Raw genomic sequence first — 22,106 nt, 5'->3', positions numbered from 1 at the left:
TGCACCAGTGTGGAACAGCCCTGCCTGCACTGCGTTTCACTCGACAGCGTGAGGAGAAGGTTTTGGCGCTACGGGCAACATGGAAGGGGCACATCAAGCTGGCCGAGCTCACGTTTCCGGTTGCCCTGTACGCGGGGGCAACAACCTCCAAGCGCGTCTCGTTCCATGTGCTCAACCGCAAGACCGGCCACCGCGTCCATCGCCAGTATATCGACGAGCAAACGGAAAAGCCGGTCGAGAAGGAAGAGCAGGTCAAGGGCTACGAACTCGATGACGACCGGTTCGTCATTCTCGAGCCGGACGAGATCGCCGAAGCAGTCCCCGAGAGCGACAAGACGCTGCGCATCGAAGCGTTCATCGATTGCCCGCAGGTCGATACCGTCTATTTCGACAAACCCTATTTCATTGCCCCCTCCGGCTCCATCGCCACCGATCCGTTCAGCCTGCTGCGCGAGGGTATGCGCCGCAAGAAAGTGGCGGCCCTGGCAAGGGCCGTGCTGTTCAGGAGGGTGCGAACGGTGATGCTGCGGGCCCAAGGCCCCGGCCTTGTCGCCCATACCCTGAACTTTGACTATGAAGTGCGCTCGGCCGAGGAGGCCTTCAAAGACATCCCCGAGATCAAGATCGAGGGAGAAATGCTCGATCTCGCCAAGCACATCATCGATACCAAGAAGGGCGAGTTCAACCCGCGCGAGTTCGATGACCGTTACGATGAAGCGCTGGCCGAACTGGTCAAGGCCAAGATGGAGGGCCGCGCGATCAAGGCGCCCAAGCGGCCCAAGGAGGAGAAGGTCACCAGTCTCCTCGAGGCGCTGCGGCAGAGTGCGGGCGCTACCAAGGCGAAACCGCCGGCGCCGAGCAAGCGCAGGAAGGCCACATCCGAGAAGCGGCGCAAGGCGAGCTGATGTCGCTTACCGCCTATCGAAAGAAGCGCGACTTCGAGGCGACGCCAGAGCCAAAGGGCGGCTCGCGCAAGACGCCGGCCGGCGACAGCTTCGTCATCCAGAAGCATGCGGCAACCCGTCTTCACTATGACCTGCGGCTCGAGATGGATGGTGTGCTCAAGAGCTGGGCGGTAACCAGGGGACCAAGCCTTGTGCCGGGCGAAAAGCGCCTGGCCGTGCATGTCGAGGACCATCCGCTCGAATATGGCGACTTCGAGGGGACGATCCCGAAGAAGGAGTATGGCGGGGGCACGGTGATCGTCTGGGACCGTGGCCGCTGGGCGGCGGTCGGCGACGCCAGGAAAGCCTATGCCAAGGGCAATCTCGTCTTTGAACTCCATGGAGAAAAACTCGGCGGACGCTGGCACCTTGTGCGCATGGCCAAAAAGCCGCGCGACAAGAAGGAGAACTGGCTGCTGATCAAAAGCGACGACGACTTCGCCCGCACTCAGGATGAACCGGACATACTCGAGGAGCGGCCGGAATCGGTCAAAACCGGAAGGGTGATCAGCGAGGTCGAAGGAGAGGACCCCGGCTGGTCTTCCAAAGCCGGCAAGATCGAGTGGAAAGAAGCGCAGCCGCCGGCGATGCCGAAGCGCGCCAGGAAGGCCGCGTTCCCCGGCTTCATCGATCCGGCGCTCGCAACCCTCAAGGCGTCGCCACCGAGCAGCAGCAACTGGCTGCATGAGATCAAGTTCGACGGATACCGCCTCCAGGCGCATGTGCGCAACGGAAAGGCGAGCCTGCTGACGAGGAGCGGGCTGGACTGGACCAGCAAGTTCGGCACGGCGATCGCCACGGCGCTGACGAAGCTGCCGGTGGAAGATGCCATCCTCGACGGCGAAGCCATTGTCGAAGGCGCGGCCGGAGCCTCCGATTTTTCCGCCTTGCAGGCGGATCTTGCGGCCGGCAGGACCGATCGGCTGGTGCTGTTCCTCTTCGATCTCCTCTATTTCAATGGACACGATCTGCGACCCGTTCCGCTCACTGAGCGCAAGGCAACCCTTGAGCGGCTCCTCAGGCAAGCGCCGGCAGTGCTGCGCTACAGCGAACATTTCGACGAGGATGGAGATCTGATCCTTCGCCACGCCTGCCGGCTGAGCCTGGAGGGTGTCGTTTCGAAGAACAGGACCGCGCCCTATCGCTCCGGGCGCGGCAATGACTGGATCAAGGCAAAATGCTCACAGCGCCAGGAGTTCGTCGTCGCCGGCTTCGTCCCATCGACCACGTCCCCAAAGGCCATCGGTTCTCTCGTTCTCGGCTACTACGACGGCGGCGATCTCGTCTATGCCGGCAAGGTCGGGACCGGCTTTACCAGCAAGCTCGCCCATGACCTCCGCAAACGCCTCGAAAAGCTGGAGGTGCAAAAGACCCCGTTCGCCACAAAGCTCGCGGCCGCGGACGCCCGGCAGGTTCGTTTCGTCTCGCCCGAGCTTGTCGCCGAAGTCGAGTTCAGGGCGTGGACCGCGGACGGCGTCGTGCGGCACGCGTCGTTCCGGGGCTTACGCGAAGACAAGAAGCCGAAAGATGTCGTTCGGGAAACGGCCGGCGCCGGTCCGGCTATCAAAGCGACGCCCGCGGTGCGGCTGACGCACCCTGACCGCCTCTATTGGAAAGATGCCGGCGTCACCAAACAGGGACTTGCCGATTACTACTGCGATGTCTGGCCCTTCATCGGTCCCTATATCGTCAACCGTCCGCTCGCTCTGGTGCGCTGTCCGGATGGCGTCGGAGGCAGTTGCTTTTTCCAGAAGCACGCCTGGCGCGGCCAGGCCAAGGAGATCCTCAAGGCCGTCGATCCCGAGGACGACGAGCCGATCATTGCCATCGACGACCTTCCCGGACTGATCGGGCTCGTTCAGGGCGGGGTGCTGGAGATCCATCCCTGGGGATCGCAGCTTAACGAGCTCGATCGGCCCGACATGATCATCATGGACCTGGATCCCGGGCCAGGTGTGGAGTGGGCGGCGGTGATCGAGGCGGCCCATGACGTGCGCGCGCGTCTTGCCGACGCGGGACTTTCGAGCTTCGTCAAGACCTCGGGAGGCAAGGGGCTGCATGTCGTCGCGCCACTCACACCAAAGGCGAACTGGCAGGAGGTCAAGGCGTTCACCAAGAGCATCGCCGACGCGATGGCGGCCGATGATCCCGCCCGGTACGTCGCGACGGTCACCAAGGCGAAGCGAAAGGGCAAGATTCTCGTCGACTACCTGCGAAATGCCCGCGGATCGACAGCCGTTGCCCCCTATTCGACGCGGGCCCGGGAGGGAGCGGCAGTGTCGATGCCGTTGGGCTGGGACGAGCTCAGCCCCGCCGTCGGACCGGACTACTTCACGGTTGAGAATGCGCTGCCGCGACTGAACGCGCTCGACGCTGATCCCTGGGAGGATTTCTGGAAGTCGGCGGTAATCCCTTCGGTCAGGCAAAAACGAGCCTAAAGCGCGTCGCATTTAATCGCATTCGTGCAACGCGCTTTAGGTCTTTGTTTTCATGCACGTCGTTGCCCCAAAACCGCTGCACACTTTTGGACGACGTGCATTAGCTCTTGCCCTTCTTCTTTTCCTGCGAGATCGACCGCTTCAAGGCGTCCATGATGTTCACCACGTTGCTCGGCGGCTCAGGCTCGTCCCCCTTCGCGGTCTTTCGCGGCTTCTTCGCCTGCTTCTTGCGCTTGGATTCGATGATCTCCTGGAGCCGCTCCTGCACCGGATCGCGCACCAGCGATGCGGACCAGGGCGTCGTCATGCCTTCAATGACGGTGGTGATCATGGAGAGGAGCTTGGGGTCCGACTTTGCCCCGTCGATGTCCTTGAATGCGTCCTCCGGATCGCGCACCTCGTCACCATACCGGAGTGTCCACAGGACGATGCCCTTGCCGCGGGCTTCAAGCATCACGGCCCGTTCGCGCCGCGAAAGCACCAGCCGCGACATGCCGACAGTTCCCGTTTTCGCCATCGCCTCGCGAATGACGGCGAAGGCTTCCTGGGCGACTTCATCGTCCGGCATCAGGTAGTACGGGCTGTCGTACCAGATCCATTCGATGCTGTCGGCGGGAACGAACCGGTCGATGTCGATGGTGCGAGTGCTTTCGAGGGCAACAGCCTCAAGTTCCTCGTCCTCGATGATCACATGCTTGTCTGGTTCGGTCTCGTATCCCCTGACCTCATCCTCGTCCTCTACGGGCTTGTTGGTCTCCGCATCGACATACCGGCTGCGCACGGGATTTCCGGTGGCCTTGTTGATGGTCTGGAAGCGCACCTTGTTCGCCTCGCTCGTCGCCGGCGTCAGCGACACCGGGCAGGTCACGAGGGAAAGCTTCAGGTAGCCTTTCCAGTACGGGCGCGGCGCCATGTCATCTCCCTTCGCGTGGTGAGATCAACGTTTCGAGCCGCTGTTTGTTTCCATAATCTCCCGCTGGTGTGCATACTGGCGTGGGTTCCGGCACCAGATACAGCCGCCTATGGCAAACGACCGGGATTTCGCGTCAACGCTGCGTTGACAATGCGTCTGTTTGCGCGGCCTTTTCTGACATGGTCAAAGGGCGCATCTGTTCGTCACCAAAGCGCCCGGTCCAGACGGGCAGAAAGGCAGCGAGACATGCTCGACCAGATCAGAGGCCTGCATCACGTCACGTCGATGGCGGAGGATGCCCGCACCAACAATCACTTCTTCACGCAGGTGCTTGGGCTGCGCCGCGTCAAGAAGACGGTGAATTTCGACGCGCCCGATGTCTACCATCTCTATTACGGCGACGAGATCGGCACGCCCGGCACGGTAATGACCTATTTCCCGTTTCCTCAGATGCCGCGCGGCCGTGCCGGCACCGGCGAGGTCGGGACGACGGTCTTCGCCGTGCCGCAAGGGTCGCTCGGCTTCTGGCAGGATCGACTGGCAACGCTCGGCGTCACCGGGCTCAAGGAAGAGGAAAACTTCGGCGAGAAGCGGCTGAACTTCGCCGGCCCGGATGGCGATGGCTTTGCCCTGGTCGAGGTCAAGGACGATCCGCGCACACCCTGGACCGTGGGTGGGATTTCCGAAGATCATGCGATCCGCGGCTTCCATTCCGTCGCCATGCGGCTGCGCGACGAAGGCGCGACGGCCGAACTGCTCAAGTTCATGGGATACGAGGAGCTTGATCGCAAGGACGGTGTCACGCGGCTGATCGTGCCGGGCGGCAACGGCGCGCGCCTTGTCGACATCGAGACGATGCCGAACGTCAACCGGGCCGCGCAGGGCGCGGGCTCGGTGCATCACGTCGCCTTTGCCGTCGACAACCGCGAAAAGCAGCTCGAGGTGCGCAAGGCGCTGATCGATACCGGCTATCAGGTGACGCCGGTCATCGACCGCGACTATTTCTGGGCGATCTACTTCCGCACCCCGGGCGGCGTGCTTTTCGAGGTCGCGACCAACGAGCCCGGCTTCGATCGCGACGAGGATACCGCCCATCTCGGCGAGGCCTTGAAGCTGCCGCAGCAGCACAAGCACCTGCGGCCGATCCTCGAGAGCCATCTGCAGAAGCTCGAGGACTAAACGGAAATCCCGTCCCGCCCCGAGTTTTTGCCTGGGGCGGGGAAGGAAAAGAACGTCAAGACCCTGCAGCGTCCATCGTTCTAAAGGACGCACCGCGCTGTCGCGGCAAAGGAGATATCAATGCCCGATCACGGCTATGTGCATAAATTGAAGTCCGGCGCGCCCGGCAGCCCGATCCTTTTCGTCCTCCATGGTACCGGCGGCGACGAGAACCAGTTCTTCGGCTTCGGCACCGAGCTGTTGCCGGCTGCCACCATCGTGTCGCCGCGCGGCGATGTTTCGGAACATGGCGCCGCCCGCTTCTTCAAGCGAACCGGCGAGGGCGTCTACGACATGGCGGACCTCGCCCGTGCGACAGGGAAGATGGCGGGCTTCGTCAAGGCGCTGGCGGCCGAGCATAATGCCTCGGAAATCATCGGCCTCGGCTATTCGAACGGCGCCAATATTCTTGCCAATGTCATGATCGAGGAGGGTATCTTCGACAGGGCGGTTCTCATGCATCCGTTGATCCCGTTCCGGCCGAAGGACAATCCGGCGCTCGAGGGCCGGAGAGTGTTGATCACCGCCGGCGAACGCGACCCGATCTGCCCGGCGCCGCTGACGCAGGCGCTCGCCGATTATTTTATGGCGCAGAAGGCGACCCTTGAACTCGAGTGGCATTCCGGCGGCCACGACATCCGCCAGAACGAGATCGCCGCGATCGGGCGGTTCATGACGACGTGATACGGAGATTAACGAAAGCGCTGTTGCGGGACCACCGACTGAGCTCAAGCAAAGACGCCGCCATGCATCAGACGCGATCCAGGAAGTCAAGAACTCGGATGGTCAGCAGCGCGGTTGCATCCGCGTCGTACGACGGGAGCGAGCTGTCGGCGAAGTAATGCTGATCGCCGGGGTACAGGAAAAGCTCCGCATCCACGGCCTTCTCCACAATCTCGCGGGCGGCGTCGATGTCGCCCTCGCCGACGAAGATCGGGTCGTTGTCCATGCCGTGAATCTGGACCGCGACGCCGTCCGGCCAGGGTCCAAAGGCCCACTCGCCACTGATCGGCAGGCAAGAGTGGAAGAGTAGGGCTCCGCGGGCTCCGGGCCGTGTCTGTGCAAGCTTCTGTGCCGGCAGCACGCCGAACGAGAACCCGGCATAGACGAGCTCGGGAGGCAGTTCGTCGGCGACGCGGACGCCGCACTCACGAATGCCGTCGAATCCGATCTCACCGATGTAGGCGAGACCCTCGTCGATACTTTTAAACGTGCGTCCGTCGAACAGGTCCGGCGTGTGCACGATGTGACCGCTGGCGCGCAAGTCGTCGACGAATGCGCGGACGCCGGGGGTCAGCCCCTGTGCGTGGTGGAACAGCAAGACCTCAGCCATAAGGAGCCTCCGGGTGGGATGGTCGGGCGCACGTTCGATAACTCTACAGCGCCGTCGCCTCGACGGGAAGAATGTACACACGTTTCAGGAAACGTTTGCGGCCCAAGGTCAACGCAAGATAGATCGAGTTCGGTGAATTAGAGCCGTTCACGAACACCGGCGAAGCCGCGGCCCCCGATCCGGCTACAGGGTCGAATTTTTGACCGGGTCAGCGACGACTACCTGGACCAACCGGCTGGCTTGAACAACAAGTGGTAGTAGACTAAGTTTACTAAACTAAGTTTATTATGCTCGGAGATCATCGGTGGAAACGATCAATATCCACGAGGCGAAAACCCACCTGTCACGTCTGGTTGAGAAGGCTGCGCGCGGTGAGCCCTTCATTATTGCCAAGGCGGGAAAACCAATGGTGAAGGTCGTGCCGATCGAGCAGCCGCCGCAGGGTGAAAAGCGTCGCCTTGGCTTTCTCGCGGGCCAGATCCGTGTTCCGGACGATTTTGACGGGATGGCCACTGACGAGATAGAGAAGCTTTTCGGCGAATGAACCTTCTTCTCGACACGCATATCCTCCTCTGGGCAGCCGGTGATCCAAGCCGGTTGCCGGCGGAGGCGCGACACCTTATCGAGAACCGCGAAAACCTCCTGTATTTCAGTGCCGCGAGTCTTTGGGAGATCGCCATCAAACGTCGGCTCGGGCGGGCGGACCTCGAAGTGGAGCCCCGGATCCTGCGTCGCAGCCTGCTCGACAACGGCTATGAGGAACTGGCCGTGAATGGCGCCCATGCGGTTGCGATCGATCAACTGCCCCCGATCCACAAGGACCCCTTCGACCGCATCCTGGTCGCCCAGTCGATGGTCGATGGTTTGCTGTTGCTCACATCAGATGAAATCGTCGGACGCTATCCGGGGCCGATCCGGCTCGTCTGAGCTTCACTCCAGCCGCCGGCGGAAGAGCCAGGCGGCGGCGGAGAGGGTGACGACGGAAATCAGGCAGAGCGGGGCCGTCTGGCGCGCGACCTCGGCAAGCGGCAGGTCCTTGAGAGTCGGACTCGAAAAGAGCTCAATGGTAGCAATACCTTGAGAAACGTCGGGTGATGTCGCCGTTTCCGCTTGTCGCCCGTATAGCCGCCATCGGCAAAGACGTGCAGCAACCAGGGCCATCGTGGCGGATGGGTTTCAACCGGTCCGGCAACCGTCCCGGTCCTGAATGTCAGCGCTATCGACCATGAGACCGACCATCAGGCCGAGCATCTCGGCAATGATGTGGCGCTTGCGCCCCTTGATCTTTTTTCCGGCATGATACCCCCGAGTGCCGGTGGAGGCGTTCATCCAGACCGGCGAACGCGCGGCGCTTTCCTATCTGATCAGGCCGCTCGCCGATCAGATTGCCCAGGAAAGGGAGCGTTAGAAATCTCCGCCTAACAGCTCAGAGCTTAGGAGGACCTGGGCATTTCCAATGTCGCTGGGGTCGTCATACGACTGGAGCGCGAGAAGTGCATATTCCTGGACGCTTAATCGATCCTAGTCGACCGACTTTTCAGCAAGGGATACACAATTGACAACAAGGTTGTCATTGCCTTTCGCGGCACCGATCAAATCATCGGCGATGCCCTAAGCAGATACTCAAACGCTATCGGCTTCGTCACTTCAGCCCAGTCATTGCTTGCACTACAATTCCACGATCAAGTTGCCAGCGTTCTGTCGATCAAGGAGAACATCCTGAAGACGGGGTCGTCGGCGCGGTTGGCGAAATCGTTTTTCGGTAATCGCAGAAACGTTACAAGCGACCGACCGGTTGCAGTCCCCGCCGCATATGTCGGTCCGTACGGGGGGAGAACAAGAACTGTTCCCCCGGACACGCTAAGGCCGAACGGATTGTGAACATCATGCGTTCCAGAGCACATGTCCGGGGAACCCCAACGGCCTGATTGTTCTGACCCAGGCCACTCTGATCTGGCAGGAGGGGAGGGGATAAACGTGGCGAAGCGGGATCGGCCTGGACACTCAATTCGCAGATCCATTCACCGCGACATGTGGAGGCTGTTCGAGTTGGTCAGCCACGACCTTCCAGTTTTCTGCGAACGTGCCATAGGCGGTCTTGATGTCCACTCCGACCGGGAGCTCCGGACATTCGTTTTCGCCGTTGCTGCCCCAGTTCACCCAGCCCGATTGTTTACGCTGCACGATCTGGAACGCGCCGGAGGGTTCCGAGGTCCACCAGACCATCGCACGACCGCTCGCCTCGTGGAGCTCCGCCGTCTTGTTCGCGGCACCCTGAAAGATCGTCTCATGAGGCATGGCCGAGACGTTCACCGGCTCGGATGAAATCTCCCAAACGCGCGAGGTCAGGTCGGCCTTCATATGAGACTCTGCCCGCACTCGGCCAAGACGCTCGCGGATCTCGTCATCGCTGAGCACGCCCTCCCAGGTGCAGAACATACGCCAGTAGAGATCCCAATGCGCGGCCTCGATGTCCTTAAGTTCACGCCGGAACTCGGCGAATTTGGGGTTATCCTCAGTCGAGGTTTCCAGGGTATCGCGCACCATCTCGACTAATTCGCCCGCATAGGGATCGCCTGACCGATAGACCGTGCCCTGATAAGCGGCGAAACGGTCAAAGACCAGCTCGCCTTGCCCGCCTTCGAACTCGTCGCCGACGGTAATCTTGTTGTCTACCGACCGTCCGTTGATCACAGTGCGGAAGGGATCGACCAGGTAGCGACGCTGGAAAAACGGCGTACCGTGGGTGAATATCCAGTCAATGGTAAAGGACTTGCCTTTGAGTTCATCGAGCAGCCCGTCGGGGATAGTGCCCTTCATTCGGTAATGATGCATTACCGGCCCCTTCTCGATGGTCTCGATCTCGACGACGGTGTGCTCTGGTGGGTTGATTAGGCCGTTCTCAGGCGTAAAGAACGGGCCGTAGAAGCCGCCGATGGCGTTGTTTCCAGAGGGGAGCAGCTCGAGTCCGTCTTCGGTACCACGGAAATGCCGGAGCCCCCACTTCGACGCGCCGGTGCCCTGCGCGGTACCAGAACACATTTCAAGGTCGAAGGCTCCGGTGTCAAGCCGGACGAAGCAATCCGCCTCCTTGCCGGGAAGCTCGGCGATGCCCGTGGGCGACGCCTCCTCGCAGGGGCCGGTAAGCCGCAGGCTCGCGCTTCCCTCGAAGCTTAGGGTAACGACGAGGGCGGTGCTGTCCGTACTCGAGCGGGTGGCGAGCCGCTGGCAAAGCACGCGCTCGCCGGTCGCAGTCTCTGCCCACCAGAGCGGGGCGTCCACCCGGACCGGCACTTCGAAGATTATGGGTTCGGACCGGCGCATGCCCGGAACGGGGTCGGTAATCGTCACTACGGTTCCTGCGAGGTCGGCAGCGTCGGTCAGCGTGCTGGCGGTTGCGTTGGCCGGGGTCATTTCTTTCTCCAAACCGTGAAGAGCTGCGGGCGTTGCTTAAGGCTGTCGATGGAAACCGCAAAGATGATAACCATCCCTTTGATCAGAAGCTGGGTGAAGAAGGGTACATTGAGCAGGATCAAGCCCGTGGTCAGCACGCCGAGGATGACGCTGCCGATGAGCGTGCCGATGATCCGCCCGCGGCCGCCAGCAAGCGCGGTGCCACCAAGGACGACCGCCGCGATTGCGTCGAGTTCATAGCCCTCGCCCGCCGTCGGCTGGGCCGAGATGACGCGGGCCGCGAAGATCAACCCCGCAAGCCCGGCACAGGTTCCCGCGATCACGTAGACCGAGGTGAGGATGCGGCTGACCTTGATCCCGGCGAGCCGCGCGGCCTTGGGATTGCCGCCCACAGCATAGACGTGACGGCCAAAGCGGGTGCGTTCGAGCAGATACCAGGCGACGAGGTAGACGGCGATCATCACGTAGACCGGGATTGGGATGCCGACGAAATAGCCGCTGCCGAGCGCCTTGAAGCTCAGGCTCGACGAAACGATCGGCTGTCCCGCGGTCAGCGTATAGGCGAGCCCACGCAGGAAGGTCATCGTCCCGAGGGAGACGATGAAAGGCGCGAGCGCGAGATATGCCGAAAGCGCGCCGTTCACCAGACCGCAGAGCGCTCCGGTGCCGACTCCGATGAGGATGGCGAGCGGTGCAGGTATGCCCCCGATGGCAGCGAGCACCGCGACGACTCCCGAAACCGCGACAGTGGAGCCGACTGACAGGTCGATCCCCCCGGTCAGGATGACGAAGGTCATTCCCGCGGCAAGGATCGCGTTGATCGAGATCGCCCGCAGGATGTTGAGCAGGTTGTCCACCCGCGTGAAGTTCGGCGCGACCAGCGCCATGAAGATCACGAGTCCGGCGAGCACCACGAGGATGCCCACGCGGTCCCACCACCTGGCAAAATCGAAGGGGGCCCGGGCGTTCTGGGTCTGGGATTGCTGTTTGTCGATAGCGGTTAGCATTTTGTCACCTCCTCCTCTGCGGTAGCGTCATATTTGATTGCACCGGTCGCGTGGAGCATCACGATTTCCTCCGTCGCCTCCCGCGATGGCATTTGATGAACGATCCGGCCGTTGCGCATCACTAGCAGCCGGTCGCCGATGCCGATGGCTTCCGGCAGGTCGGAAGAGATCACTAGGATCGCCTTGCCGCTGCGGGCGAGCCTGTCGATCAAGTCATAGATTTCCCGCTTGGCACCGATGTCCACGCCCCGCGTGGGTTCGTCGAAGATCAGGACCTCGCAGTCGCGCATCAGCCAGCGCGCCACCGCCACCTTTTGCTGGTTGCCGCCAGACAACGCATCGACTGCTAAGTCGATAGCGTTCCGGCGCAGGTGGAGCTGATCCATCCTCTCGAACACCTCGGCGCGGCGCTCTGCCCGGCGGATCCGGCCAAAACTCGACAGCCGATCGAGGCTGGAAACCGCGATGTTGTCGAGGACCGAGTGTTCGAGGAAAAGGCCCTCGTACTTGCGGTCCTCCGGCACCATGCCGATCCCGTCGAGGATCGCATCCGAGGGATCACGCGGCCTGCTCGGGCGGCCCGCGATCAGGACCTCGCCGGCGTTGCGCTGGTCCGCCCCAAAGATCATGCGCGCGGTCTCGGTTCGACCCGAACCTATGAGGCCGGCCATGCAGACGACCTCGCCGGCATGGACCGTCAGGTCGACCGGGCCAACTCCATTTCCAGCCAGACCGCGTACTTCAAGAAGCTGCGCGCCAGGAGTGCGGAGTTCGTGGTGATAGAGATCCTCGATGTTGCGCCCGACCATCATCGAGACGACCTCGGCCTCGGTCAGTTCCCTGGCGTCACCGGTTCCAATATGGGCTCCGTCGCGCAGCACCGATATGCGGTCGGCCAGTCGCCAAACCTCTTCCATTCGGTGCGAAATGTAGATGAGGCCTACACCTTCTCGGCGCATCTTTTCGATGAGAACGTAGAGCTCCTGCGATTCCTGCCGCGACAGTGCGGCGGTGGGTTCGTCGAGCACGAGGATGCGCGCGTTTTCGCTCACCGCGCGCGCAATTTCGACCATCTGCTGCATGCCCACGCTGAGCGACCCGAGTTCGCGGGTTGGGTCAATGTCGGCGTGAATTCGAGCGAGCTTATCGCGCGCATCGCTCAGCATTTTCCGTCGATCAAGAATCCCGAACCGTCCTTTGGGTTCCTTGCCCAGGGCGAGATTTTCGGCCACCGTCATGTAGGGGACGGTGTTGAGTTCCTGGTGGATGATGGCGATGCCGTTGCTGCTCGCGTCCGCTGGTGTCCGCACCTCGACGTCCTGCCCGTCGATCAAAATGCGGCCCGTGTCGGCGGGAACGTTACCTGCAAGTATCTTCATCAGCGTCGACTTGCCCGCGCCGTTTTCGCCCATAAGGGCGTGGACTTCGCCAGCGAAGAGGTCCAGTGACACGTCGTTCAGGGCCAGCGTGCCACCATAGCGCTTGGAAACGCGATCGAGTTGTAGAAGGGGAGCAGTCATCGTCTGACCTCCAGTTCGGGGGTGCGGGCAATGGAGCCGCCCGCACCATCCTTGTTATGCGAATTACCAGCCCGAATATTCGCCCACGTTGTCACGCGTGACGAGTTCGCTGGGGATCAGGATGGTGGTCTCGGCGGGCAGTTTCCCTGCGACCATATCCTGCGCAAGCCGTACGGCTTCCGTCACCATCTTGCCTGGGTTCTGGGTGGCAGTGCCGATGAAGGGCGAACCTTCCCGGGTCAGTTCGGCCACCGCCTCGGGACTGCCATCGACGCCGGTCACGATGATCTGCTTGGCTTTGCCCGCCTGTTCCACGGCAAGCACGGCCCCGAGCGCCGAGGGGTCGTTCATTCCGAAGATGCCGGTCACGTCCGGGTTCGCCGTGAGCATGTCGGTGGTTACGAGAAGGCCTGAAGCGCGGTCGTTCTTCGACGACTGCTGACCGACGATCTTGATACCCGGATAGTCCTCTGCGACCTTCTTGCAACCGTCGATCCGGTCGATGATCGTCTGAATCGGCGTGCCGTCGACCAGCAGGACCTGGCCTTTGCCGCCCATCTGGTCGAAGAGGTATTTGCAGGATTTCATCCCCGCCTGCACGGCGTCGGTCATGATGACCGCGTCGGCACCTTTCGCAGGCGTATCCACGGCAATCACGATGATCCCGGCCTCTTTCGCCTTAATGATCGCAGGCTCGATCCCGCCTCCGTCAACCGCGGAGACGATGATCAGGTCAACGCCCTGTTGAATGAAGGCGTCGATCTGATTGTATTGCGCCGAAAGGTCGAGTTGGGCGTCCTGTACGTTAAGCTCGGCGCCAATTTCCTCGGCTGCGCCGCGGCCACCACGGTCCATCGCCGAGAAGAAAGGATTGGACATGTCCTGCACCATAAGGCCGATCTTTTCGATCTTGTCGGGCATCGATTGTGCCGTCGCGGTGCTTGCCAGCAGGCCGCACGTAACCATTGCGCCGACATAGCCGGCGCGGCGGAAAGCGTTAAATCGCATAGGTTCTCCTCCAGTGATTCCAGCTTGGATTGCCGAGATTGGGTCGCTGGTGTCCCGTCCCGGTTGGCTTTTGGCGCGTCAGGTGTCGCTCGCCTCCTCTGCGCCACAACCGCAGGACCGTCGGACGATAAGCCCGACCGGCACTTGCTGTTTGAATTCGTCGCGATAGCTGGGGGCGGCGGTTTCGCCGCTTTTGCCCGCTTCGATCTGCTCGCCGATGATCCGGATCAGAGTTTCCGCTGCCCGCCGGCCAATTTCCTCGGAACGTTCGTCGAGGACCGTGAGTGGCGGTTCGATAAAGGGAGCCCAAGAAAAATCGTCATAGCTCACGATAGGCATATCATGCGGTACGATGATTCCGCGCTCGCGCATTGTGGTCAACGCGCCGAGTAGCAGTGGGCTATTTCCTGCGATTAAGACCTCGGGCAGTTTTCCGCCGCGCGCATCAAACGCGTCAGAAAGGATCTGTCTTGCGGAGGCCGCGTCGTTTGCGCTCTCAATGACTTGCACCTCGGCCCCGCACCGCCGCGCGGCCTCGCGCAAGCCCCGTTCGCGGTCCTCCCGACTAGACCAGATGCCTGGATAGACAAGAAAAAGCCAATCCATGTAGCCGTGTTCGGCAAGGTGCTCACCGACCAATAGGCTGGCGTTGTAATTGTCGGTCGTTACGCTCGGCAGATGCGCCATGCCCTCGGGTGGCGATGAGTCGACAAAGACAACCGGGATGTCCCACTGTGCGAGCCGCTCAATGCTCTCGGGCTTGAGCGTCAAGGTCGAGATCACTCCGGACATCCGCGCTTCCAGCAAACGCTGGATCGTACGGTCCTCAAGACCCTCGTCATACACACCGTTTATCGCGATATCCATCAGGACCACCGACTGGTTCGTGTCCTGCATGGCCCGCTGTATGCCGTTCATCATGTCGAGGTAATAGGCGTTGGTAGTTCCCGCCGTGATGACGGCGACGGAGGATCTGACGGACCCGCGCAGTTCCTGCGCCGCGAGGTTAGCGACGTAGCCTAGACTGCGCGCGACCGCGAGTACGTGATCACGGCTCTTCGCGGACACGCCCTTGCCGCCGTTAAGCGCCTTCGAAACGGTAAATGTCGACAGCCCTGCCTCGTTGGCAATATCGTGCAATGTCACCCGGGGTGGCACGTTCAGCTCCTCACCTAAACGTTTATGTTCTCCTCAAGCCGATACATAAACGTTTAGGCTCCCTTGTGTCAATAGGTGTCTTGGCAGTGTTCCAATCGACGTAGACCATTGCGGCTTCCCGGAAGAATCCTGCGCGCCGCGTGATGTTCATGTTCCGTACGGCCTTAGCGTGTCTGGGAGAACAGATCTTGTTCTGACCCCCATATGACGGCCCTCTTGCAACCACTGCCTCGCCAGCTATATCTTTTCCCAAAAAAGGTATAACACCGACAGGTGAGCGGCGTGAAGCAGATCGATCTCGTGTACCAGACGATGCTCGCCGAGCTCGGCCAGCGCTCGCTCGACGCGGCTTGGACAGCCGACTTCCCTCCGGAAGGCCGCTTCACGCCAGTCACTGTGAAGGGGAGGACGTACTGGTACTTCGACATCCCGGATGGGCAAGGCGGCAAGACACGTCGTTACGTCGGTCCTGCCGACGATCAGGACATCGCGCAGCGAGTGGAGACCCATAAGCGGGAGAAGGACGACCTCCGCGCCCGTAGGCGCATGGTCAGCAGCCTGACGCGCGAGGGAGGGATGATCGCTCCCGACAGCATGTCCGGCGATGTCATCGAGGCGCTGGCTGCAGGCGGCTTTTTCCGGCTCCGGGGCGTCCTCATAGGGACGGTCGCCTTTCAGACCTACTCCGGAATCCTCGGGGTGCGCCTGCCAATGGCGGCGATCCTGACCGGGGATGCTGACGTCGCCCAGGACTACGCCGTCTCGTCCGAGGTCGACGACAGCCTGCCTCCTATCCTCGAACTGGTGCAGTCGGTCGATCCGACATTCCGCCCCGTCCCGCATAGATCGGGGGCCGCGGCTTCGTCGGCGTTCGTGAACGGCTCCGGCTACAGGGTCGAATTCTTGACCACCAACCGAGGCAGCGACGACTGCCTGGATCAGCCGGCGAAGATGCCCGCTCTCGGCGGGGCTAGCGCCGATCCGCTTCGCTTTCTCGACTTCCTCACCCGGGATCCCGTCAGGACGATGCTGCTGCACAAGAGCGGCGTCCCTGTAACGGTCCCTGATCCGTCCCGGTACGCTGTCCACAAGCTTATCGTGGCGAGCCGTCGGCAATACGGCGGGCAAGGGTCCGTGAAGCGCAACAAGGACATCCGACAAGCTGCGCTCCTGTTCGAAGCCCTCCAGCAGACGAGGAGGACATCCGATCTGGCGCTTGTCTACAATGAAGCGTGGGAACGCGGGCACGCGTGGCAGGAAGGCATCAGGGCAGGGGCGGGGATGCTCACCGACGAGGATAGGAACCGTCTTGGAGACTGTCTCAGGGCAGGGGCCATGCAGATCGGCGAAGACATCACCATGCCGTTCTAGCGGGACGGGCGGAAGCGTCGGGCGCTATCCCGGTCCCATCCGGCTCGTCTGAACCTTCACTCCAGCCGCCGGCGGAAGAGCCAGGCGGCGGCGGAGAGGGTGACGAGGGCGATCAGGCAGAGCGGGGCCGTCTGGCGCGCAACCTCGGCAAGCGGCAGGTCCTTGAGGAATACGCCCTTCACGATCACCAGGAAGTAGCGCAGCGGATTGATGAATGTCACCGGCTGCAGCCAGCCTGGCATGTTCTCGATCGGGGTGGCGAAGCCGGAAAGCAGCATCGCAGGCACCATGAACAGAAAGGCGCCGAGGATGGCCTGCTGCTGCGTCATCGAGAGCGCGGATATGAACAGACCGATGCCGACGACGGCGGCGAGATAGAAGACGGCACTGCCGTAAAGCAGGAACAGCGAGCCGCGTAATGGCACACCGAAGATGAAGACGGCCGCCAGAATATAGATCGTGATATGGAAGAGCCCGATCATCATCGGCGGGATGAGTTTGCCGAGGAGGATCTCATGCGTGCGCAGCGGCGAGACGATCAGCTGGTCGAAGGTGCCGAGCTCGCGCTCGCGGGCGACCGATAGCGCCGTGACGATGAGACCGATCAGAAGCGCGATGCTCGCCACCAGGTTCGGCACCATGAACCATTGATAGGTGAGGTTGGGGTTGAACCAATTGCGTGCCTCGACCCTGACCGAATCGGAAACGGCGCGCTCGCCCGCTGGCGTCCTGGCTGCAAGCGTTCCGACAATGCGGCCGAGATAGCCGGAAACGATTTGCGAAGCATTGGAGCGCCTTCCGTCGAGGATCACCTGCACTTTCGCCGGCCGCCCCGCTTCTATGTCGCGCGAGAAGCCGGGACCGATCTCGATCGCCGCGAGAGCGCGTTGCGCATCGATCGCCTGGCGGACCTCCCCCGGGCTCAACGCAAAGCTGATCGTGCGGAAGGTCGGGGACCCGCCGATCTCCTGCACCAATTCCTGGCTCCAATGGCCCGCATCACGGTTCAGCACGATGAGATCGACATTCTTCACTTCGAGCGTTGCCGCATAGGAGAAGACGAGGAGCTGGATGATAGGGGGGCCGATGAGAATGGTCCGGCCCTTCGGGTCGCGCAGGACGGCCAGCAGCTCCTTGACGATCAGCGCTTTCAGTCTTGCCCACCACATGTCAGCTGATCCTCTTCCTGGTATTGCGGGCGGCAAGTGCGAAGAAGATGGAGCCGATCAGCAGCATGACTGCGATCGCCTGTGCGAACATCGGCCAGATGTCGCCGGCCAGAAACACGGTCTGCAGGCTCGGGATCAGATAGCGCGCCGGCACCACATAGGTGATCCATTGTATGGCCGCCGGCATCGAATTGATCTCGAAGAGAAAGCCGGAGAGCAGGAAGGCTGGCAGGAAACCGGAGATCAGGGCGAGCTGCGAGGCGAGGAACTGGTTCTTGGTGACGGCTGAGATCAGCAGGCCTTGCCCGAGGGCGGGCATGAGGAAGGCGGCGGAGAGCACGTAAAGGGCGACGACCGAGCCGCGGAACGGCACGTCGAAGAGGAAGACCGCGATCAGCACGCAGAGCGTCATGGAGGTGAGCCCGAGAATGAAGTAGGGCAGGAGCTTGCCGGCGAGCAGTTCTGCGGCCGAAACCGGCGTCGCCATCATCGCCTCCATCGTGCCGCGCTCCCATTCTCGGGCGACGACGAGCGACGTCAGCAACGTGCCGACAAGCGTCATGACGATGGCGATCGAACCGGGAACGAGGAAGTTGCGGCTCGTCAGCTCGGGATTGAACCAGAAGCGCTGTTCGGCGGCGATCGACGGAGGGCGCGCCAGGCCTTCGTTGGTGCGCTGGCGTTCCCAGTTGGCAATGGCGCCCTGCGCATAGTTCTGGACGAAGTTGGCCGTATTCGGATCGGTGCCATCGACGAGCACCTGGACGGTCGGCTCGCGCCCTGCCGCAAGATCGGCGGCGAAGCTTGCCGGGATCACCACGAGGCCGCGCACGCGCCCGAGCACGAGGTCATCCTCGAAATCGCGGCGGTGCCGTCCCTCGACGACGGCAAAATAGCGCGAAGCCGCAAAGCTCGCGGCGAGATCGCGCGTGAGCGGCGTCTCGTCTTCGACGACGAGGCCGATCCGCGTGCGGGTCGTGTCCAGGGAAACACCATAGCCGAACAGGAAGAGGAGGATCATCGGCAGCACGAAGGCGATGAGGATGCTGCTTGGATCGCGGATGATCTGGTAGATTTCCTTGCGCACGAGGGCAGCGAAGCGGCGGCTGGCGCCGGCGCGTGCCTTTCGGCTTGGGGGCGCAACGATCATGCCGCCTGCTCCGACGCCTGGATCAGGGCAATGAAGGCGTCTTCCATGGAGGGATCCGGGAGGTTTTCGCTCGCGGCGCGCGTCTTCATCTCGTCGGGCGAGCCGAGCGCGATCGAGCGGCCGCGATAAATCAGGGAAATCCGGTCGCAATATTCTGCCTCGTCCATGAAATGGGTGGTGACGAGCACCGTCACGCCCTTTTCGACGAGGCCGTTGATATGGGTCCAGAATTCTCGGCGCGTGATCGGATCGACGCCGGAGGTCGGCTCGTCGAGGAAGAGCACTTCCGGCTCGTGCAGCACGGCACAGGCAAGCGCCAGCCGTTGCTTGAGGCCGAGCGGCAGATTCTTCGCCGACATGTCGGCGACTGGCCGGAAATCGAAGATATCCGTCATCAGGTCGATGCGTTCGCGTTTCCTGGCGCCCGACAGGCCATAGACGCCGGCGAAGAAATTCAGATTCTGACCGACGCTCAGATCGCCATAGAGGGAGAATTTCTGGGCCATATAGCCGAGCCGATTGCGCGCCGCCGGCGCATCGCGCCGCAAGTCGAAGCCGGCAACGCGGCCTTCCCCGGCGGTCGGCTTCAAGAGACCGCACAGCATCTTGAATGTGGTCGACTTGCCGGCGCCATTCGGCCCCAGCAGGCCGAAAATCTCGCCGCGGGGTATGTCGAAGGTGATGTCGGCGGCGGCGGTAAAATCGCCGAAGCGCTTTGTAAGCCCATGCGCCTCGATGACGGGCTGGTGATCTTCGGCGACGAAGGAGCGCTGGGCTTCCGCCAGCCGGGATCGGCCGCCGGGTCCGCCCCCGAGCATGTCGACGAATGCGTCCTCGAAACGCGGCGGCGCGGCGGTCGTGCGCGCCGAGGCTTCGTCGTCTGTCAAGCGCCGGGGAGGGGGAACGCCGGGCTTCATCACAAGGCGAATGGCTTCACCCTGGATCACCCCGTCGACGACGCCTTCATCGCCGAGCAGGCGCGCGAGCCGGTCGCGGCGCCGGCCATCGACGCCGGTGAGGCGGTAGACGCGGTCTTCGACGCGTGCGGTCATTTCCCGAGGCGGACCGGAAAACATGAGCCTGCCGCGGTTCAGCAAAAGGACGTGGTCACATGCTTCCGCCTCTTCGAGATAGGCAGTCGACCAGACGACGCCGATGCCTTCCTCCGTCAGCTTTCGGACCATCTGCCACAGGTCGCGCCGCGATATCGGATCGACGCCGACGCCCGGTTCATCGAGGAGCAGCAATTGCGGCTTGCGCAACAGCGCGCAGGCGAGGCCGAGCTTCTGCTTCATGCCGCCGGAAAGCCGGCCGGCAAGACGCGTCGTGAAGCGGCCGAGGTCGGTGAAATCGAGCAGTTCGGCGAAGGTGCGGGCGCGCTCCGGCGTGGGCAGCCCGCGCAGATCGGCGTAAAGGTCGAGGTTCTCCCGCACCGAAAGGTCCTCATAGAGGCCGAAGCGTTGTGGCATATAGCCGATGGCCGCCTGTATCTCGGCGGGATTCCGGCGGGTGTCATGGCCAAGCACCTCGACGCTCCCTTCGTCGGGCAGCATCAGCCCCGTCATCAGCCGGATCAGGGTCGTCTTGCCGGCGCCGTCCGGACCGACGAGACCGGTGATCTCCCCGCCACGGATGGTCGCTTCGATGCCGTCGAGCGCCGGCGGCGCCTGAGCGAAGCGCTTGGTGACTGCCGTCAGCCGCGCAAAGGGCGCGGGGCTCGGCTCGTTGCGGCGCGTCATCGCGACGCCTCCTCCTCGGGCCGGAGGTGGATCGTCACCGGCATGCCCTGGCGCAGGTCGGGACCGGGGTCCGTGACGACGATCCTGAGCCTGTAGACAAGGTCGGTTCTGAGTTCCGGCGTCTCGACCGATTTCGGCGTGAATTCCGCCACGGGTGAGATGAAGCCGACCGTGCCCCGATAGGGCTGCTCGGGACCGGTGTCCGAGGCAACCGTCACCTTCATGCCGGGATGGACGCGCCCGAGATCGGTTTCGGGGACATAGGCGCGGACCCAGACCGGCTTTGTGAGCGACAGGACATAAACCGTGTCGGCGGGGGAAACGATCGCCCCGGTTTCGCGCACGCGTGACAGAACGATCCCGTCGTTGGGCGCAAGCAATGCCGCGTCCTCGACCGCGGTACGGGCGCTTGCGACCTTGGCCTCCGCCGCAGCAAGCTGCGCTTCCGCCGCCGCGATGTCCTCCGGGCGGCTGCCCTCCTCGATGAGGGCGAGGGCCTCGCGTGCCGATGCGGCGCGCGCGGCGGCGGCGGCGCGGGTGGCACTCGCCTGGTCGAGTTCGGCCTGCGAGATCGTGCCGGCCGGCCGCAATCGCTCGGCACGCTCGTGGGCAAGCCTGGCATTTTCCAGTTCCGCAAGCCGCTCCTCATGGGTGGCCCGTGCCTGGGCAATCTCGCTCTCTCGGGCACCGGCCTTCAGCTTCGCGAGCGCGGCCCGCAGGGCGTCGGCTTCCGCTTTCGCCGCGTCCAAAGCCTGCTGGAGCGGCGCGGCATCCAGGCGGGCGATCAGATCGCCGGCCTTGACGGCGTCGCCCTCGTCGACGAGCAGTTCGGCGATGCGGCCGCTGACGCGAAAACCGAGCGACACCTGACGGATGTCGACATTGCCATAGAGAATTCCGTTCCGGCGCGTCTCCACCCAGCCAAGCCGCTCCGGTGCGTCGAACCACCAGCCGCCGGCGAGGACTGCCGCGAGAAGAAGCACGATCAGGACGACTCTTCTCATGGCCGGTCGCTCTTCTCGGCGCCAAGCACGGCCACGAGTTCGGCGGCGTGGCGCTGCAGGATTTCAAGCTCCCGCGGCCCGGCCGTCTTCCATTCGAGCTGGGTGAAGACAGCCGCATGGGCGGTGCGGAAGACCAGTACGCTCCCGACGAAGGACAGCGTCCTGAGCCTAATGTGTTCCGATGCCGGATTCTCCCCCAGAATGGCGCCGATCAAACGGCGCGCCATCTCTATCATGGGCCGCATGATCTGACCGTAGATGCGTTGGAAGGCCTCCGTCGGCTCCATCTGCTCGCGGATGATGAACCGTGCCCAGCTTTCCGATTGCTTGCTGACGAAGAGCGTCATCATTCTTTGAGCCATCTGCGTGAGAAGGCCACGCGCTTCGGTGGACGTCATCTGCCTGCCCTCGACGTCGAGTTCGGCGAAACGGTTCTGCAGCGCAGCCCGCAGCTCGCCGACATGGGCTCCGATGAGCGAAGCCAGGTGCTCGGCTGCGGCGACATAGAGGCCTTCCTTGCCGCCGAAATAATAGGGAATCGCCTGGAGGTTGACGCCTGCCGCATCGGCAAGTTTGCGCGTCGTCGCAGCCTCGAAGCCATAGCGCCCGAAGACGCCAATGGAGGAATTGAGGAGCTTCTCGCGGGTTGCGTCGCCGCGCGGCGGTATCGTCAGATCGGCTTTCGTCATGACAGGCATCCTGCTTCAATCAAGCGATTAA

General features: G+C 62.6%; 20 protein-coding genes and 1 pseudogene. 7 read left to right on the top strand and 14 right to left on the bottom strand.

Annotation, left to right across the window (positions count from 1 at the left end):
- Positions 1–62: 62 nt before the first annotated feature.
- Together ku (EKH55_RS25350) and ligD are read left to right on the top strand one after the other, a co-directional pair.
- Positions 63–905, top strand: coding sequence for a non-homologous end joining protein Ku (gene ku / locus EKH55_RS25350; protein WP_151613629.1), 843 nt, complete (start codon positions 63–65; stop codon positions 903–905).
- Entirely contained in the window at positions 905–3,382 is a 2,478-nt protein-coding gene (ligD, locus tag EKH55_RS25345; protein WP_151613628.1) for a DNA ligase D, read from the top strand. Before ku (EKH55_RS25350) ends, ligD begins: the two co-directional genes overlap by 1 nt.
- 100 nt (positions 3,383–3,482) lie before the next feature.
- Here ligD and ku (EKH55_RS25340) read toward each other — a convergent pair whose 3' ends face one another.
- Complete coding sequence (ku, locus tag EKH55_RS25340) at positions 3,483–4,295, bottom strand: non-homologous end joining protein Ku (RefSeq protein WP_151613627.1); 813 nt, start codon at positions 4,293–4,295, stop codon at positions 3,483–3,485.
- 246 nt (positions 4,296–4,541) lie between these two features.
- Between ku (EKH55_RS25340) and EKH55_RS25335 the strand changes: the two genes are divergently transcribed.
- A complete protein-coding gene (locus tag EKH55_RS25335; protein ID WP_151613626.1) occupies positions 4,542–5,474 on the top strand; it encodes a VOC family protein in 933 nt (310 codons plus the stop codon).
- A 120-nt stretch (positions 5,475–5,594) separates the two neighbouring features.
- Positions 5,595–6,197, top strand: a complete 603-nt coding sequence (locus tag EKH55_RS25330; RefSeq protein ID WP_151613625.1) for an alpha/beta hydrolase — start codon at positions 5,595–5,597, stop codon at positions 6,195–6,197.
- A gap of 67 nt (positions 6,198–6,264) precedes the next feature.
- On the opposite strand, the gene EKH55_RS25325 is transcribed toward EKH55_RS25330, so the two are convergent.
- Entirely contained in the window at positions 6,265–6,846 is a 582-nt protein-coding gene (locus EKH55_RS25325) for a dienelactone hydrolase family protein (RefSeq protein WP_151613624.1), read from the bottom strand.
- Positions 6,847–7,150: 304 nt separating this feature from the next.
- On the opposite strand from EKH55_RS25325, the gene EKH55_RS25320 reads away from it, so the two are divergent.
- On the top strand, positions 7,151–7,390 hold the full coding sequence (locus EKH55_RS25320; RefSeq protein ID WP_151613623.1) for a type II toxin-antitoxin system Phd/YefM family antitoxin: 240 nt from the start codon (positions 7,151–7,153) through the stop codon (positions 7,388–7,390).
- Complete coding sequence (locus tag EKH55_RS25315; protein ID WP_151613622.1) at positions 7,387–7,773, top strand: type II toxin-antitoxin system VapC family toxin; 387 nt, start codon at positions 7,387–7,389, stop codon at positions 7,771–7,773. The genes EKH55_RS25320 and EKH55_RS25315 overlap by 4 nt, the downstream gene beginning before the upstream one ends.
- Before the next feature lie 3 nt (positions 7,774–7,776).
- On the opposite strand, the gene EKH55_RS25310 is transcribed toward EKH55_RS25315, so the two are convergent.
- The 7 genes and pseudogenes from EKH55_RS25310 to EKH55_RS25280 all read right to left on the bottom strand — a co-directional run bounded on the left by EKH55_RS25310 (position 7,777) and on the right by EKH55_RS25280 (position 14,953).
- On the bottom strand, positions 7,777–8,007 hold the full coding sequence (locus EKH55_RS25310; protein WP_151613621.1) for a hypothetical protein: 231 nt from the start codon (positions 8,005–8,007) through the stop codon (positions 7,777–7,779).
- A pseudogene (locus tag EKH55_RS25305) lies at positions 7,944–8,166 on the bottom strand (transposase); the annotation flags it as partial. The gene EKH55_RS25310 and the pseudogene EKH55_RS25305, both read right to left, overlap by 64 nt.
- A gap of 684 nt (positions 8,167–8,850) precedes the next feature.
- Entirely contained in the window at positions 8,851–10,260 is a 1,410-nt protein-coding gene (locus tag EKH55_RS25300) for a hypothetical protein (protein ID WP_210249917.1), read from the bottom strand.
- Complete coding sequence (locus tag EKH55_RS25295) at positions 10,257–11,267, bottom strand: ABC transporter permease (protein ID WP_151613620.1); 1,011 nt, start codon at positions 11,265–11,267, stop codon at positions 10,257–10,259. The genes EKH55_RS25300 and EKH55_RS25295 overlap by 4 nt, the downstream gene beginning before the upstream one ends.
- Positions 11,261–12,787 carry a sugar ABC transporter ATP-binding protein gene (locus EKH55_RS25290; RefSeq protein WP_151613619.1) on the bottom strand — a complete coding sequence of 509 codons (1,527 nt, stop codon included), beginning with the start codon at positions 12,785–12,787 and terminating at the stop codon, positions 11,261–11,263. Before EKH55_RS25290 ends, EKH55_RS25295 begins: the two co-directional genes overlap by 7 nt.
- Before the next feature lie 63 nt (positions 12,788–12,850).
- A complete protein-coding gene (locus EKH55_RS25285) occupies positions 12,851–13,795 on the bottom strand; it encodes an ABC transporter substrate-binding protein (protein WP_151613618.1) in 945 nt (314 codons plus the stop codon).
- A 78-nt stretch (positions 13,796–13,873) separates the two neighbouring features.
- Positions 13,874–14,953: a LacI family DNA-binding transcriptional regulator gene (locus EKH55_RS25280; RefSeq protein WP_151613617.1), complete on the bottom strand. Its 1,080-nt coding sequence runs from the start codon at positions 14,951–14,953 to the stop codon at positions 13,874–13,876.
- Positions 14,954–15,235: 282 nt separating this feature from the next.
- On the opposite strand from EKH55_RS25280, the gene EKH55_RS25275 reads away from it, so the two are divergent.
- The gene (locus EKH55_RS25275; protein WP_151613616.1) at positions 15,236–16,324 is read left to right on the top strand and encodes a nucleotidyltransferase family protein; all 1,089 of its coding nucleotides are present in this window, start codon (positions 15,236–15,238) and stop codon (positions 16,322–16,324) included.
- A 56-nt stretch (positions 16,325–16,380) separates the two neighbouring features.
- Here the strand turns inward: EKH55_RS25275 and EKH55_RS25270 are convergent, their stop codons facing one another.
- Genes EKH55_RS25270 through EKH55_RS25250 form a run of 5 tightly spaced genes read right to left on the bottom strand, consistent with a single transcriptional unit; the run spans position 16,381 to position 22,075 of the window.
- Positions 16,381–17,493: an ABC transporter permease gene (locus EKH55_RS25270; RefSeq protein ID WP_151613615.1), complete on the bottom strand. Its 1,113-nt coding sequence runs from the start codon at positions 17,491–17,493 to the stop codon at positions 16,381–16,383.
- Position 17,494: 1 nt separating this feature from the next.
- The gene (locus EKH55_RS25265) at positions 17,495–18,643 is read right to left on the bottom strand and encodes an ABC transporter permease (RefSeq protein WP_151613614.1); all 1,149 of its coding nucleotides are present in this window, start codon (positions 18,641–18,643) and stop codon (positions 17,495–17,497) included.
- On the bottom strand, positions 18,640–20,382 hold the full coding sequence (locus EKH55_RS25260; protein ID WP_151613613.1) for an ATP-binding cassette domain-containing protein: 1,743 nt from the start codon (positions 20,380–20,382) through the stop codon (positions 18,640–18,642). Before EKH55_RS25260 ends, EKH55_RS25265 begins: the two co-directional genes overlap by 4 nt.
- On the bottom strand, positions 20,379–21,386 hold the full coding sequence (gene hlyD / locus EKH55_RS25255; protein WP_151613612.1) for a secretion protein HlyD: 1,008 nt from the start codon (positions 21,384–21,386) through the stop codon (positions 20,379–20,381). Before hlyD ends, EKH55_RS25260 begins: the two co-directional genes overlap by 4 nt.
- Complete coding sequence (locus EKH55_RS25250) at positions 21,383–22,075, bottom strand: CerR family C-terminal domain-containing protein (RefSeq protein ID WP_151613611.1); 693 nt, start codon at positions 22,073–22,075, stop codon at positions 21,383–21,385. Before EKH55_RS25250 ends, hlyD begins: the two co-directional genes overlap by 4 nt.
- Positions 22,076–22,106: the final 31 nt, after the last annotated feature.

This window comes from Sinorhizobium alkalisoli (genome assembly GCF_008932245.1).
GTDB lineage: Bacteria > Pseudomonadota > Alphaproteobacteria > Rhizobiales > Rhizobiaceae > Sinorhizobium > Sinorhizobium alkalisoli.
This window is presented reverse-complemented; position numbering and strand designations above follow the sequence as displayed.